Origin of the sequence: Streptomyces chrestomyceticus JCM 4735 (genome assembly GCF_003865135.1) — a bacterium.
In the GTDB taxonomy this organism is placed as follows: domain Bacteria; phylum Actinomycetota; class Actinomycetes; order Streptomycetales; family Streptomycetaceae; genus Streptomyces; species Streptomyces chrestomyceticus.
In genome coordinates this window covers 1,186,805-1,200,332 of sequence record NZ_BHZC01000001.1, presented here as the reverse complement: position 1 = coordinate 1,200,332, position 13,528 = coordinate 1,186,805, and the positions used below count along the sequence as shown (strand labels likewise).

At 74.1% G+C, this 13,528-nt stretch carries 13 protein-coding genes; 10 read left to right on the top strand and 3 right to left on the bottom strand.

Annotated elements, in window-relative coordinates; genetic code table 11:
- The first annotated feature begins 22 nt into the window (after positions 1–22).
- Positions 23–1,114, top strand: coding sequence for a glycosyl hydrolase family 18 protein (locus tag EJG53_RS04890; RefSeq protein ID WP_125043786.1), 1,092 nt, complete (start codon positions 23–25; stop codon positions 1,112–1,114).
- Here EJG53_RS04890 and EJG53_RS04885 read toward each other — a convergent pair.
- The gene (locus EJG53_RS04885) at positions 1,058–1,939 is read right to left on the bottom strand and encodes a helix-turn-helix transcriptional regulator (protein ID WP_125043784.1); all 882 of its coding nucleotides are present in this window, start codon (positions 1,937–1,939) and stop codon (positions 1,058–1,060) included. The genes EJG53_RS04890 and EJG53_RS04885 overlap by 57 nt on opposite strands.
- Positions 1,940–2,180: 241 nt before the next feature.
- Here EJG53_RS04885 and EJG53_RS04880 point away from each other — a divergent pair, with 241 nt between their 5' ends.
- From EJG53_RS04880 to EJG53_RS04870, 3 genes are read left to right on the top strand one after another with little or no spacing between them, the layout of a single operon-like run.
- On the top strand, positions 2,181–3,176 hold the full coding sequence (locus EJG53_RS04880; protein ID WP_125043782.1) for an NADPH:quinone oxidoreductase family protein: 996 nt from the start codon (positions 2,181–2,183) through the stop codon (positions 3,174–3,176).
- Positions 3,176–4,387 (top strand): acyl-CoA dehydrogenase family protein, encoded by a 1,212-nt coding sequence (locus EJG53_RS04875; RefSeq protein ID WP_125043780.1) that lies wholly within the window; start codon positions 3,176–3,178, stop codon positions 4,385–4,387. The genes EJG53_RS04880 and EJG53_RS04875 overlap by 1 nt, the downstream gene beginning before the upstream one ends.
- Complete coding sequence (locus EJG53_RS04870; RefSeq protein WP_125043778.1) at positions 4,384–5,553, top strand: acyl-CoA dehydrogenase family protein; 1,170 nt, start codon at positions 4,384–4,386, stop codon at positions 5,551–5,553. Before EJG53_RS04875 ends, EJG53_RS04870 begins: the two co-directional genes overlap by 4 nt.
- 127 nt (positions 5,554–5,680) lie before the next feature.
- On the opposite strand, the gene EJG53_RS04865 is transcribed toward EJG53_RS04870, so the two are convergent.
- On the bottom strand, positions 5,681–6,079 hold the full coding sequence (locus EJG53_RS04865; protein ID WP_125043776.1) for a hypothetical protein: 399 nt from the start codon (positions 6,077–6,079) through the stop codon (positions 5,681–5,683).
- Between the two features lie 224 nt (positions 6,080–6,303).
- On the opposite strand from EJG53_RS04865, the gene EJG53_RS04860 reads away from it, so the two are divergent.
- A complete protein-coding gene (locus EJG53_RS04860) occupies positions 6,304–7,701 on the top strand; it encodes a hypothetical protein (RefSeq protein ID WP_125043774.1) in 1,398 nt (465 codons plus the stop codon).
- A gap of 24 nt (positions 7,702–7,725) precedes the next feature.
- Here EJG53_RS04860 and EJG53_RS04855 read toward each other — a convergent pair whose 3' ends face one another.
- Positions 7,726–8,184, bottom strand: a complete 459-nt coding sequence (locus EJG53_RS04855; RefSeq protein WP_125043773.1) for a cell wall hydrolase — start codon at positions 8,182–8,184, stop codon at positions 7,726–7,728.
- A 108-nt stretch (positions 8,185–8,292) separates the two neighbouring features.
- On the opposite strand from EJG53_RS04855, the gene EJG53_RS04850 reads away from it, so the two are divergent.
- The 5 genes from EJG53_RS04850 (at position 8,293) to EJG53_RS04830 (ending at position 13,524) form a co-directional block, all read left to right on the top strand.
- Positions 8,293–9,891 (top strand): ABC transporter substrate-binding protein, encoded by a 1,599-nt coding sequence (locus tag EJG53_RS04850; RefSeq protein ID WP_125043771.1) that lies wholly within the window; start codon positions 8,293–8,295, stop codon positions 9,889–9,891.
- A gap of 29 nt (positions 9,892–9,920) precedes the next feature.
- Positions 9,921–10,886: an ABC transporter permease gene (locus EJG53_RS04845; protein ID WP_125049161.1), complete on the top strand. Its 966-nt coding sequence runs from the start codon at positions 9,921–9,923 to the stop codon at positions 10,884–10,886.
- Complete coding sequence (locus EJG53_RS04840; protein ID WP_125043769.1) at positions 10,879–11,805, top strand: ABC transporter permease; 927 nt, start codon at positions 10,879–10,881, stop codon at positions 11,803–11,805. The genes EJG53_RS04845 and EJG53_RS04840 overlap by 8 nt, the downstream gene beginning before the upstream one ends.
- Before the next feature lie 92 nt (positions 11,806–11,897).
- The gene (locus EJG53_RS04835) at positions 11,898–12,860 is read left to right on the top strand and encodes an ABC transporter ATP-binding protein (protein WP_125049160.1); all 963 of its coding nucleotides are present in this window, start codon (positions 11,898–11,900) and stop codon (positions 12,858–12,860) included.
- Entirely contained in the window at positions 12,853–13,524 is a 672-nt protein-coding gene (locus EJG53_RS04830; protein ID WP_125043767.1) for an ABC transporter ATP-binding protein, read from the top strand. The genes EJG53_RS04835 and EJG53_RS04830 overlap by 8 nt, the downstream gene beginning before the upstream one ends.
- The last annotated feature ends 4 nt before the right edge of the window (positions 13,525–13,528 follow it).

Here is a 13,528-nt window from a genome sequence, read left to right as displayed (position 1 = left end):
GTACCCGGGACAAGCTCGGCGCATGGATCAAGCATCGGCTCCCCGGGCGCGGCCCGGGCTCGTCTTCCTGCTGACGGCGGCCGGGGTCGCTGCCGTCCTGACCCCCGGCGCCGCGGCCCAGGGCCGTACGGACGCCCCGGCGCCCGCCGCCGCGCAGCCCGCCCGTACGGCGTCCGCCTGGCTGCCCTACTGGGACGACACCAAAGCCGCCTACCGCGACGCCCTCCAGCACGCCGCGCAACTGCACACCGTCAGCCCCTTCTGGTACCGGGCCACCTCCACCACACACATCAAGAGCCAGCCCGGCGCGGGCGACAAGCAGGTCATCGCGGGCCTGCACCAGGCCGGGATCAAGGTCGTGCCGACCGTCAACGAGTCCATGGACGCCACCGCGATGGCCGCGCTGCTGCACGACCGGACCCGCCGCGGCGCGCACATCGCCGCGCTGCTGCGGTTGGTGGCCTCCCGCGCGTACGACGGCGTCGACCTCGACTACGAGACGATGGCGACCACCGGCAGCGCCCGGATGCGCGAGCGCGTACGCACCGGGTACGCGCTGTTCGCCGACGAGCTGTGCGCCCGGCTGCACGCCAAGGGCAAGAGCTGCGTCATCACCGTCATGGCCCGTACCGGCACCTCCGGCAAGGCGTACGACTACGCGCGCCTCGGCAAGGCCGCCGACCGCGTCCGGATCATGGGCTACGACCTGCACTGGGCCGAGGGCTCCCCGGGCCCGCTGTCCTCGCTCGCCTGGTACGAGGAATTCCTGCGGTACGCCACCCGCACCGTGCCGCGCGACAAGCTCGAAGTGGCCTTCCCCGGTTACGGCTGGGACTGGACGCAGGGCGTCAAGGCCCGCGCCAAGCACCTGACCTGGAAGGAGGCGGAGGCGCTGCGCCGTCGCAAGGGCGCCGCCTACCGGTTCGACGCGAAATCCGGCACGCCCCACTTCACGTACAGGGCGGGCCGGGCCGTGCACCACGTCTGGTACCAGGACGCCCGAGGGGTCGCCGCGCACCTGCCGGTGCTGAGGAAGTACGGCGTACGGAACACCGGGCTATGGGCGCTCGGGTTCGAGGACCCGCGGTTCTGGAAGGCGCTGGGCGGAGAGTAGCCGCAGCGCCGCCTCGGACGGCGAACCGGCCCGCGCGGTGAACATCAGCAGGCCCTGCCCGGAGGCGTCCGGCGTCTGCAGCATCTCGAAGTCCAGCTCCATGGCGCCCACCAGCGGGTGGTGGAAACTCTTCACGCCGAAGCTGCAGTTGCTGACCGCGTGCCGCGTCCAGAGCGCGCTGAACTCGGCGCTCTTCATGGACAGCTCGCCGATCAGCCCGGCCAACTGCTGGTCGTCCGGATGCTGCCCGGCCGCCATGCGCAGCGCGGCGACCGCCCGCCGGGTCTCCGCCTCGCGGTCCGGATACAGCTCGCGGGTGTGCGGGTCCAGGAACAGCAGCCGCTGGGTGTTGGGCCGGTCCAGCGGCCGCCCGGGACTGTCGAAGTCCAGGTGCCCGGCGATCAGCGCGTGCCCCGCGGGGTTCCACGCCAGCACCTCGAAGCGCCGGCCGAGCGCCACGGCCGGCACGTCGCCGAGCGCGGCGAGCAACTGGAGCGTGCCGGGGCGCGCCTTGTCGGGCCGTACGGCCGGGCGGCGGCGGGCCCGGGCAGGGCGGGCGAGGTCGCGCAGATGGGCGCGTTCGTCCGGGGACAGCCGCAGGGCGCGGGCGAGCGCGTCGAGGACGCCGTCCGAGGCGTGGTGGCTCTGGCCCTGTTCGAGCCGGGTGTAGTACGCCACGCTCACCCCGGCCAGTTGCGCCAGCTCCTCGCGGCGCAGGCCCGGTACGCGGCGCCGGGCGCCGTAGGAGACCAGGCCGACGTCCTCCGGCTGGAGGCGGGCGCGGCGGGTGCGGAGGAAGTTGCCCAACTCGGCGGTGGTGTCCATGACGGTCAGTGTCGTCCACCGGGCCGGTCGGTGCCTGACCCTGCCAGTACCAGGCTCCGGGCGCTGCCGGTCGCGGACTTCGGGGGCCGCCGGTACCGGGGCTCCGGGTGCTGCCGGTACGAGGCCGCCCGCGATCGCCTGTTCCCTCCGGGATACCGACCGCTTAGTATGCCGAGGGTCGCGGGGCCCGGCGGGTTCCGGCCCCGCGCTCCCCGCGTACCCGAGGTCTGTGGAGGCACCTGTGAAGGCATGGCGCGTACACGAGAACGGCGAGCCTCGCGAGGTGATGCGGCTGGAAGAAGTGCCGGACCCGCGGCCTGGGCCGGGGCAACTGCTGCTGCGGGTGCGGGCGGCCGACGTCAACTTCCCCGACGCGCTGCTGTGCCGCGGCCAGTACCAGGTCCGTCCGCCGCTGCCCTTCACGCCGGGCGTGGAGATCTGCGGCGAGGTGCTCGCCGCCGGCGAGGGCGCGTCCGCCGAAGTGGGCGCCCGGGTCCTGGCCCAGCCTCCGCTGCCGGACGGCGGCTTCGCCGAACTGGCCCTCGCGGACGCGGCGTCGGTGCGTCCCGCGCCGGACGCCCTGGACGACGCGGAGGCCGCCGCACTGCACATCGGCTACCAGACCGGCTGGTTCGGCCTGCACCGCCGGGCCCGCCTCCAGCCCGGCGAGACGCTGCTCGTGCACGCCGCGGCGGGCGGGGTCGGCAGCGCCGCCGTCCAGCTCGGCAAGGCCGCCGGGGCGCGGGTCATCGGGGTGGTGGGCGGCCCCGAGAAGGCGGCGGTCGCCCGTGAACTGGGCTGCGACGTAGTGCTGGACCGCCGCACCGACGACCTGGTGGCCGCCGTCAAGGAGGCGACCGGCGGCCGGGGCGCCGACGTGGTCTACGACCCGGTGGGCGGCGACGCGTACGCCAAGTCCGTCAAATGTGTCGCCTTCGAGGGGCGGATCGTGGTCGTCGGCTTCGCCAGCGGCTCCGTACCGTCCCCCGGCCTCAACCACGCCCTCGTGAAGAACTACACGATCCTCGGCCTGCACTGGGGCCTGTACAACACCAAGGACCCGGCCGCGGTCGACGCCTGCCACGAGGAACTGACCAAGCTGGCCGCCCAGGGCGTCATCAAGCCGCTGATCGGCGGCCGGGTGCCGCTGTCCGGCGCGGCCGAAGCCGTACAGCGGGTCGTCGACGGCACCACCACCGGCCGCCTCGTCGTCGTCCCCGGCCTGGAGGACGCGTGATGACGACCGAGGAGACCACCGAGGCCGGGCGCCTCGACGCCGAGGGACTGCGCCACCGCACCGCCGACCTGCTCGCAGCGCACCCGCCCGCCACCACCGCTCCCCTCGACTTCCTGCGCGCGCGCTTCGACGCCGGGCTGGCCTGGGTGCACTTCCCCCGGGGTCTCGGCGGACTCGACGCGCCGCGCGCGCTCCAGGCCGTAGTCGACGCCGAACTGGAGGCGGCGGGCGCACCGGACAACAATCCGCGCCGTATCGGCATCGGCCTGGGCATGGCCGCCCCCACCATCCTCCGCTTCGGCACGGACGAGCAGAAGAAGCGCTTCCTGCGGCCGCTGTGGACCGGCGAAGAGGTGTGGTGCCAGTTGTTCAGCGAGCCCGGCGCCGGCTCGGACCTGGCCGCGCTCGCCACCCGCGCCGTACGGGACGGCAACCACTGGACGGTGGACGGCCAGAAGGTCTGGACGTCCGGCGCCCACCAGGCCCGCTGGGCGATCCTCATCGCCCGTACGGACCCGGAACTGCCCAAGCACCGTGGCATCACCTACTTCGTGTGCGACATGACCGACCCCGGCGTCGAGGTGCGGCCGCTGCGGCAGATCACCGGCGAGGCCGAGTTCAACGAGGTCTTCCTGACGGGCGTACGGATTCCCGACGCGCACCGCCTCGGCGAGGTGGGGGAGGGCTGGAAGGTCGCGCAGACCACGCTGATGAACGAGCGGGTGGCGATCGGCGGCGCCCGGCTGCCGCGCGAGGGCGGCATGATCGGCGTCGCCGCCCAGGCGTGGCGCGAGCGCCCCGAGGCCCGCACCCACGACCTCCACCAGCGGCTGCTGCGCCACTGGGTGGACGCCGAGGTCGCCCGCCTCACGGGGGAGCGGCTGCGCCAGCAGCTCGCGAAGGGGCAGCCGGGGCCGGAAGGCAGCGGCATGAAGCTGGCGTTCGCCCGGCTGGCCCAGCAGATCAGCGGCTGGGAGGTGGAGTTCCTGGCCGACGAGGGGCTGCTGTACGACGACTGGACGCTGCGCCGCCCCGAGGGCGTGGACTTCACCGGACGCGAGGCCGGCTACCGCTACCTGCGCGCCAAGGGCAACTCCATCGAGGGCGGCACCTCCGAGGTGCTGCTGAACATCGTCGCCGAACGCGTCCTGGGGCTGCCGCCCGAGCCGCGCACCGACAAGGACGTCGCCTGGAAGGACCTCCCCCGATGACCGCTCCGAACGGGGCCCAGGCCGCCCCCGCACAGCCCGGCCCCGCCCCCGACCTCCTCTACTCGGAGGCCGAGGACGACCTGCGGGCCGCCGTCCGCTCGCTGCTCACCGACCGCGGCGGCCCGGCCGCCGTCCTCGCGGACCTGGAGAGCGGCCGCACGCACGACACCGGACTGTGGCGTTCGCTGGCCGTCGGCATGGGTACGGCCGGACTGCTGGTCCCGGAGAAGCTCGGTGGGCAGGGCGCGAGCGCCCGCGAGGCCGCCGTGGTCCTGGAGGAACTGGGCCGCGCGATGGCCCCCGTTCCGTACCTGACCAGCGCGGTGGTGGCCGTGACCGCGCTGCTCGGCTGCGAGACGGACCGCCCGGAAGTGGCCGGACCGCTCGCCGCACTCGCCGAAGGGCGCAGCGTCGGCGTGCTCGCCGTGCCCCTGCCGACGGCCCCGGGCACCCTGCCGGAACCGGCCGTACGGGCCGACGCGGACGGCACGCTGAGCGGCGAGGTGACCGGCGTCGCGGACGCCGCCGCCGCGGACGTGCTGCTCGTACCGGCCGATGGCCCGTACGGATACGCGCTGTACGCCGTGGACACGACGGCCGACGGCGTGCGCACCGAGCCCGCCACCGCGCTCGACCTGACCCGCGTCCCGGCACGCGTCACCCTCGACCGCGCCGCCGGACGGCTGCTGGCCGGGCAGGACACGGCCCGCGCGGCGGTGACCGGGGCCCTGCTCGCGGGCGCGGGACTGCTCGCCTCCGAACAGCTCGGCATCGCCGAATGGTGCCTGTCCGAGACCGTGCGGCACACCGCCCAGCGCACCCAGTTCGGGCGCCCCGTCGGCTCGTTCCAGGCGCTCAAGCACCGGATGGCCGCACTCTGGCTGGAGGTCGCCTCGGCCCGCGCGGCAGCCCGCAACGCCGCCGACGCACTGGCCACCGGCAGCCCGGACGCACGGGTGGCGGTGGCGGTCGCGCAGGCGTACTGCGCGCCCGTAGCCGTACGCGCGGCCGAGGAATGCATCCAGTTGCACGGCGGCATCGGCATGACCTGGGAGCACCCCGCCCACCTGTTCCTCAAGCGCGCCAAGGCCGACGAGATCGCGCTGGGGACGCCGGGGCGGCATCGCGAGGCGCTGGCGGAGCTGGTGGAACTTCCGGCTCCGTAAGCGCTTCCGGTGGGCTCGAACGCCCCGCACGGCCGGTTCCGCACCGGACCGAGCGGGGCGCCGGTCCTCGCCGAGGAGGCCGCGGTATGCGAACGGGGGAGTCCTGGACCGTCCGCCGACGAGTGTCCTACCCGATGAGGCTCAACGGCCCGCTGACGTCACTCTCCTTGCCGTCCTGGGTCGTCACCTCGATCGTGTAGGAGGTGCCCGGCGGCACGGCGGGCAGGGTGGCCAGTGCCTCGCCGGCCTTCCTGGTGCCCGCCTTGGGTGCGACCAGTGACAGCCGGTCGTGGGCGCCGGACGGCGTGCGGGCGCTCAGCCAGACGTCCACCTCCTTTCCGGTGGTGTTCGACCACTGGACGAGGAGGCTGCCCTCCACCTTCGCGCTGGAGCCGGCGGCCGGTGCGGTGACCTTCAGGGCCGGGCCGGCGACGGACGGGGCGGCGGCCGGGCCGACCGCGAGGGCGGCTGCCGCGGCGGTGGTGGCGGCTCCGACGGCTATGCCCTTGGCCTTCGCCGTACGCATGATGACCTCCGTTTCGTCGGGGGCGGTCGGGCGAAGCTTCCCCGCGCGGTGAGATCATCACCGGTGCCGGGGCGACGGCCACCGCACCGGGGGTCCCTGAGCGGCCGGGGCGCCGCGGCTGTACGACACTGTGTCCGCGTGCGGTGTCCGGGGGCGCGCAGCACGGCTCCGCCCGTTACGCAACCGTTATGTCTAAAAAGTGCAGTTCGGGTAGCGTCGTACTCATGAAGATCGCAACCCGTCGTCGCACGGCCTCCGGGGCGGCGCTCCGCCGGTACCCGCAGGCCGGCCCGGCGTCCCTGCTGGCCGCCGTCCTCCTGGCGGTGCTCACCGCCGTGGCACCCGGCGCACGGGCCGCCGGCGGGCTCGACGAGGCGGCGGACGCCCTGAAGAAGGGCCCGGTGTACGTGGACCCGCGGGCGTCCGGCGAGCTGTCGCCCGCCGACGCGGACGCCCTCGCCAAGAAGATCAAGGACTCCGGGAAGCCGGTCTTCGTCGCGGTGCTGCCCAAGGCCGCCGAGTACCGGCCCAAGACCCTGCTGCGGGACCTGCGTACCAAGACCGGCGTCAGCGGCGTCTACGCCGTCGAACTCGGCGACCGGTTCAACGCCGCCGCCGACCGTCGGGTGATGCCGGTCAACTCCGTACGCAACCTCGTCGGCGCGGTCCAGCGCTCCGGCTACGGCACCACCAAGGAGCGCCTGAACAGCTTCGTGGACACCGCCACCCAGCAGGCGTCCGGCCACGAGCCGGCCTCCTGGGGCGGCGACGGCGCCGGTGTCAGCACCGGCGCGCTCGTCGGCCTGGGCGCGCTGGTGGCCGTCGGCGGTGGCGGCGCCTACGCGCTGCACCGCCGCAGCAAGAAGCGGCGGGCCGAGGAGGAGCGGGCCGCGCTGGAACAGCTCCGTGTCGTGGTGGACGAGGACATCACCGCCTTCGGCGAGGAACTGGACCGGCTCGACTTCACCCCCGGCGAGCCCGGCGCCGACGACGCGATGCGTGCCGACTACAGCCACGCGCTGGACGCGTACGAGAACGCCAAGACGGCGATGGCCCGCGCCGAACGCCCCGGTGACGTCGAGCAGGTCACCAAGGCACTGGAGGACGGCCGGTTCGCGCTGGCCACCCTGGCCGCGCGGCGCGAGGGCAAGCCGCTGCCCGAACGCCGGGTGCCGTGCTTCTTCGACCCGCGGCACGGGCCGTCCGTCGCGGACGCGGAGTGGGCGCCGGCCGGCGCGGCGCCGCGTACGGTCCCGGTCTGCGCCGCCGACCAGGCGCGCCTGGCGGACGGGCAGGAGCCGATGGCCCGCACGGTGCAGACCGAGTACGGGCAGCGTCCTTACTGGGACGCGGGCCCGGCCTACGGCCCCTGGGCGGGCGGCTACTTCGGCGGCGGCATGCTGCCGGGCCTCCTCGTGGGCACCATGCTCGGCAGCGTCATGATGGGTCCGTCCGCCTACGCCTCCGACTTCGGCGGCGGTCAGCAGGGCGCGGAGGGCGGCGACGTCTCCGGGTCGGACTTCAATCCGGACGACTTCTCCGGCGGCTTCGGCGGCGGCGGTGACTTCGGCGGCTTCGGTGGTGGCGACAGCGGCGGCGGTTTCGGCGGCGGGGACTGGTGACGCGCGCCGTCCGGCCGGTGACGGCTACCGGCTGACCGGCGCCGCCAGGACCCGCTTCGCGCCCAGGAACCGCGCGTAGCGGGCCCGCCGGGCGAAGTCCGCGTACGTCCACACGGCGGGCCGTCCGGCTTCCTTGCAGAGGTGCAGCACCTGGTCGGGCCCCAGGTGCACGCCGACGTGCGCCCCGTACCCGGCGGGCCGTTCCGGCACCTCCCCGGCGTCGAAGAGGACGAGGTCCAGCGGGCCCGGCGGCTCGGCCCGTACGGTCGCCACGGTGTCCGCCCACAGTTCGGCGGACCGCAGCGGCGGCACCTCGCGTCCGAAGTGGCGCAGCACGGCGTAGGCGTAGAGCTGGCAGTTGGCGCCCGCCGTCACGTCGTACGGGTGGCGGCCGGGCGGCGGGGGAGCGCCGGGGTGCCGGGCGCCTTCGTAGGGGACGTCCCGCAGGGCGGCGGGCAGGCGGGGGAGCGGATCGGCGGGCATGTGCTCATGATGGCGGCCCCGCGAGGGGGTGGCGGAGCTTCCGTTTCTCACATGTTGTTTAATTGCCTGCACTTTGCAACAACACATGGTCTTCAGTAGGGAGTGGGCATGAGGTCCCGGTCGATACGCTCGGCAGCCGCCGCGGCACTGGCGGGAACGGTGGCGCTCACGGCGGCGGCCTGCTCGACGCCCTCCGGCGGCAAGGGCGGCGCGTCCGGCGCCCAGGACTCCGCCGTGGTCGGCATCGCCTACGAACCGGAGTCGCTGAGCCCGCTGCTGGGCTACGGCAAGGACGGCAACTCCAAGATCTTCGACGGGCTGCTCACCCACGACGCGGACATGAAGCTCAAGCCCGCGCTGGCCGCGAAGCTGCCCGAGGTCTCCGACGACGGCCGGACGTACACGTACACCCTGCGCGACGGCGTGACCTTCAGCGACGGCAAGCCCTTCACCGCCGACGACGTGGTCTTCACGTACGAGACCATCCTCGACGAGAAGACCAACAACGCCTCCAAGGCCGAACTGGACGCCCTGGAGAAGGTCGAGAAGAAGGACGCCCGCACCGTCGTCTTCCACCTCAAGTACCCCTACGCGCCGTTCGCCGAGCGCACCGTCCTGCCGATCGCCCCGCAGCACATCGCGGGCAAGCAGGACATCAACCACGGCTCCTTCACCACCGCGCCGATCGGCACCGGCCCCTACATCCTCACCAAGTGGTCCAAGGGCGAGAAGCTCACCTTCAAGGCCAACCCGCACTACTGGGGCGGCGCTCCCAAGGTGAAGAACTTCACCATGGCGATCATCAAGGACGACGACGTGCGCGCCACCCGGCTGCGCTCCGGCGACCTCGACGGCGCGATCCTGCCGCCCAACCTCGCCGCCACCTTCAAGTCCGACCAGGACAAGAAGTCCCTGGCCGCCAAGACCTTCGACTACCGCACCGTCACCCTGCCCACCGCCAACAAGGTCACCGGCGACAAGGCCGTCCGCCGGGCCCTGGACATCGCGGTGGACCGCAAGGCCATGGTCGACGGCATCCTCGACGGCGCCGGCAAGCCCGCCTACGGGCCCGTGCCGACCGACAGCCCCTGGTTCGCCAAGGGCACCGAGCGCGCCCACGACCTGAAGAAGGCCGAGCAGATCCTCGACGACGCCGGCTGGAAGAAGGGCGACAACGGCATCCGCGCCAAGGACGGACAGCCCGCCTCCTTCAAGCTCTGGTACCTGGCCGGCGACAAGCTCCGCCAGGAGCACGCGCTCGCCTTCGCCTCCGACGCCAAGAAGGCCGGCGTCGAGGTGAAGGTCGAGTCCGGCCCCTGGGAAGCGATCATGCCGAACATGAAGACCGACGCGGTCCTCGCGGGCGGCGGCAGCCCCGCCGACCCGGACTTCGACCAGTACCTGCTGCTGCACTCCTCGCTGGCGGGCGACGGCTTCAACAACATGTCGCGCTACGACAACCCCAAGGTCGACAAGGCGCTGGTGGACGCCCGCCGCACCGACGACAAGGCCGCGCGCAAGGCCGGCTACGACACCGTGCAGCGCGAACTCGTCGACGACCCCGCGTACGTCTTCCTCACCCACATCGACCACCTGTACGTGGTCAAGGACCGGTGGAAGGACCTCACCACCCAGGTCGAGCCGCACGACCACGGCCTGGCCTCCGGCCCGTGGTGGAACGTGGAGGACTGGCAGCCCGCCGCGTGAGCCGCCTCGCACAACTGCCCTGGGCCCCCATGGCGCGGATGACGGGACGGCGCGCCCTGTTCGCCGTACCCGTCCTCCTCGCCGTCACCCTCGGCGTGTTCGCCGTCGCGGCCGCTGCGCCCTTCGACCCGGTCAGGGCGTACGCGGGCACCGCCGGGCTCACCGCCTCCCAGGCGAACCTCGACCAGATCCGGCACAACCTCGGCGTCGACCAGCCGCTCCTGGGCCGCTGGTGGCACTGGCTGACCGGCGCGCTCACCGGCGACCTCGGCGACTCCGCGACACTGCGCGCACCCGTCTCGCAGGTCATCGGCGAGCGCATCGGCTGGTCGGTGCTGCTGTGCGCCCTGGCGTTCGTGATCGCCATCGTCGTGGGCACGCTGCTGGGTGTCCTGGCGGCCCGCCGGCCCGGCTCGATGCTCGACCGCGCCGTCACCTCCGCCGCGTACACCCTGGAGGCCGCCCCGCCGTTCTGGCTCGGACTGCTGGCCGTCTGGCTGTTCGCGCTCAAGCTCGGCGTCCTGCCGGCCGGCGGCCTGACCGACACCGGCAGCGGGATCGCCACAGCCGGGCAGGTCGCGCGGCACGTCGTGCTCCCGGCGCTGGTCCTCGCCGTCTCCCAGCTCCCGTGGTTCGTGCTGTACGTACGGCAGGGGGTCGGCGACGCGCTGGAGGAGGACCCGGTGCGCGGCGCGCGGGCCCGCGGCCTCAGCGAGCGCACCGTGCTCTTCCAGCACGCCCTGCGCTCCGGGCTGCTGCCGGTCCTCACCCTGGTCGGCTCGCGCGTACCGGAACTGATCACCGGGGCGCTGCTGGTGGAGTCCGTCTTCAGTTGGCCGGGCATCGCCGCCGCCACCGTGGACGCGGCGACGAGCGTGGACTTCCCGCTGCTGGCCGCGCTGACGGTGCTCGCCACGATCGCCGTGCTGATCGGCAACCTGCTCTCCGACCTGTTGTACGGACTCGCCGATCCGAGGGTGGGATTCGATGGCTGAGACGGTGAACGCACCCGGCGCAACGGCTGCCGCGTCCGCCGCCACCCACTGGCACCAGCGCTCCGCGCGGCCCGGCGGACACGGCGCCCGCACCCGTACCCGTACCCTGCGGGTCCGCACCTCCGCCGTCCTGGTGGCGGCCGTCCTCCTGGCCGTGATCGTCGTCCCCCTGCTGTTCCCCCTGGACCAGCAGGCCGTCGACCTCGCCGCCAAACTCCGGGCGCCCTCCCTCGCCCACCCCTTCGGCACCGACGAGGTGGGCCGCGACCTGCTGCTGCGCTGCGTCTACGGGCTGCGCGTCTCGCTGCTCGTCGGTGTGGTCGCGGCGTTCGTCGCCACCGTCATCGGCACCGCGGTCGGCGCGCTGGCCGGAGCGCTCGGCGGCTGGGCGGACCGCGGTGTGATGCGCGTCGTGGACCTGTTCTCCTCCGTGCCGCACCTGCTGCTCGGCATCTTCATCGTGGCGATGTTCCGGCCCGGCGTCTGGCCCGTGATCATCTCGGTGGCGCTGACCCACTGGCTGTCCACCGCCCGGATCGTCCGGGCCGAGGTGCTCTCGCTGCGCTCCCGCCCGTACATCGACGCGGCCGTCTCCGGCGGCGCCTCCCGGTGGCGGGTCGCCGTCCGCCACCTGCTGCCGGGCGTCCTGCCGCAGGCCGGGCTCGCCGCCGTCCTGATGGTCCCGCACGCCATCTGGCACGAGTCCGCGCTGTCCTTCCTGGGCCTCGGGCTGCCCGCGCACGAGGCGAGCCTCGGCAACATGGTCAACAGCGCGCGCAGCTCGCTGCTCGCGGGCGACTGGTGGCCGACGCTCTTCCCGGGCCTGTTCATCATCGTTCCCACGCTCGCCGTCGCGGGCCTGGCCGGTGTCTGGCGCGAACGCATCAACCCGCGCCGCCGATCGGAGCTGATGCTGTGACCGAGCCGTCCGCCCCCGCGGGCCGTCCCGAGCCGTCCGAATCCGCGGCCCGTCCCGTGCTGTCCGTACGCGACCTCTCCGTACGCTTCCGGATGCGCGGCGGGCGGCACGTCGCCGCCGTCACCGGCGCGTCCTTCGACCTCGCGCCCGGCCAGTGCCTCGCGCTCGTCGGCGAGAGCGGCTGCGGCAAGTCCGTGCTGGCCTCCGCGCTGCTCGGGCTCCTCCCGGGCAACGCGCAGACCGCGGGCACCGCGCACCTGGACGGCACGGAACTGCTCACCGCCTCCGAACGCGAGCTGTCCCGCTCCGTACGTGGCCGCCGCATCGGCCTGGTGCCCCAGAGCCCCGCTGCCCACCTCACCCCCGTACGCACCGTACGGGCGCAGCTCGAGGAGACCGTCCGGGAGCTGACCGGCACCCCCAAGCACGCGCTGCGGGCCGCCGCCGAGCAGGCCGCGGCACGGGCCGCCTTCCCCGCCGACCACCTCGACCGCCATCCGCACGAACTCTCCGGCGGCCTCGCGCAGCGCGCCGCCACCGCCCTCGCGCTGGTCGGCGACGCCCCGCTGCTGCTCGCCGACGAACCGACGACCGGCCTGGACCGCGACCTGGTGGACCGTACGGTCGACGAACTGCGCCGCCACATCGACGCACCCGGCGCCACCGAGGGGCCCGGGCGGGCACTCCTCATGATCACCCACGACCTGGCGGCGGCCGAGCGGATCGCCGACCGGGTGGCCGTCATGTACGCGGGCCGGATCGTCGAACTCGCGGAAGCGGCGGACTTCTTCGGCACCCCCGGCCCCCGCCACCCGTACGCGCGCGGCCTGCTCGACGCCCTCCCGGACCGTGCCTTCACCCCCATCCCCGGAATGCCGCCGGAACTCGGCGACCTCCCGCCGGGCTGCGCCTTCGCCGCCCGCTGCGACCGGGCCACGGACCGCTGCACGACTGCCGTGCCCGCGCTGACCGACGGCACCGCCTGCCACCATCCGCTGGAGCCGCCCGAGGCCCCCGCACACCAGGTCGCACCCGAGGGGGCAGCCCGTGCTTGAACTCCACTCGATCACCGCGGGCTACGACCGCAGCCGCCCGGTCGTCCGCGACGTGACCCTGCGCATCGCGAGCGCCGAGGCCGTCGGCCTGCTCGGGCCCAGCGGCTGCGGCAAGTCGACGCTGGCCCGGGTGGCCGCGCTGCTGCATCGCCCGGACGCCGGCACCGTCGTCCTCGACGGCGAACCCGTCAGCGGCTACCGCCACCGCGCCACCCCCGCCCAGCGCACCGCGTACGGCGTCGTCTTCCAGCAGCCCCGCCTGTCCGCCGACCCACGCCTCCGCCTCGCCGACCTGATCACCGAACCCCTGCGCGCCACCGGCCGCCGCCCCGAGATCCCCGCCCGCCTCGCCGAACTGGCCCCCACGGTGGGGCTCTCCGCCGACCTCCTGGCCCGCCGCCCCCACGAGGTGAGCGACGGCCAGCTCCAGCGCGCCTGCCTGGCCCGCGCCCTGGTCCTGCGCCCGCGCTGGCTGATCTGCGACGAGATGACCGCGATGCTCGACGCGTCGACGACGGCCGCGCTGGTGGCGGTCGTGGAGGAGTACCGGCGCGAGTCGGGGGCCGGGCTGCTGGCGGTCGGGCACGATCGCGTCCTGCTGGAGCGGTGGTGCGACCGGACGGTGGGGTGGGCGGAGCTGGGCTCCTCCGGGGCGGGCGGCTGAGCGG

What these genes read in the sequence shown, in the direction of transcription:
- EJG53_RS04890 (WP_125043786.1), top strand. Translation starts at nt 23, where the DNA reads ATGGATCAAGCATCGGCTCCCCGGGCGCGGCCCGGGCTCGTCTTCCTG.
- EJG53_RS04885 (WP_125043784.1), bottom strand. Translation starts at nt 1,939, where the DNA reads ATGGACACCACCGCCGAGTTGGGCAACTTCCTCCGCACCCGCCGCGCC.
- EJG53_RS04875 (WP_125043780.1), top strand. Translation starts at nt 3,176, where the DNA reads ATGACGACCGAGGAGACCACCGAGGCCGGGCGCCTCGACGCCGAGGGA.
- EJG53_RS04870 (WP_125043778.1), top strand. Translation starts at nt 4,384, where the DNA reads ATGACCGCTCCGAACGGGGCCCAGGCCGCCCCCGCACAGCCCGGCCCC.
- EJG53_RS04865 (WP_125043776.1), bottom strand. Translation starts at nt 6,079, where the DNA reads ATGCGTACGGCGAAGGCCAAGGGCATAGCCGTCGGAGCCGCCACCACC.
- EJG53_RS04860 (WP_125043774.1), top strand. Translation starts at nt 6,304, where the DNA reads ATGAAGATCGCAACCCGTCGTCGCACGGCCTCCGGGGCGGCGCTCCGC.
- EJG53_RS04855 (WP_125043773.1), bottom strand. Translation starts at nt 8,184, where the DNA reads ATGCCCGCCGATCCGCTCCCCCGCCTGCCCGCCGCCCTGCGGGACGTC.
- EJG53_RS04850 (WP_125043771.1), top strand. Translation starts at nt 8,293, where the DNA reads ATGAGGTCCCGGTCGATACGCTCGGCAGCCGCCGCGGCACTGGCGGGA.
- EJG53_RS04845 (WP_125049161.1), top strand. Translation starts at nt 9,921, where the DNA reads ATGGCGCGGATGACGGGACGGCGCGCCCTGTTCGCCGTACCCGTCCTC.
- EJG53_RS04840 (WP_125043769.1), top strand. Translation starts at nt 10,879, where the DNA reads ATGGCTGAGACGGTGAACGCACCCGGCGCAACGGCTGCCGCGTCCGCC.
- EJG53_RS04835 (WP_125049160.1), top strand. Translation starts at nt 11,898, where the DNA reads ATGCGCGGCGGGCGGCACGTCGCCGCCGTCACCGGCGCGTCCTTCGAC.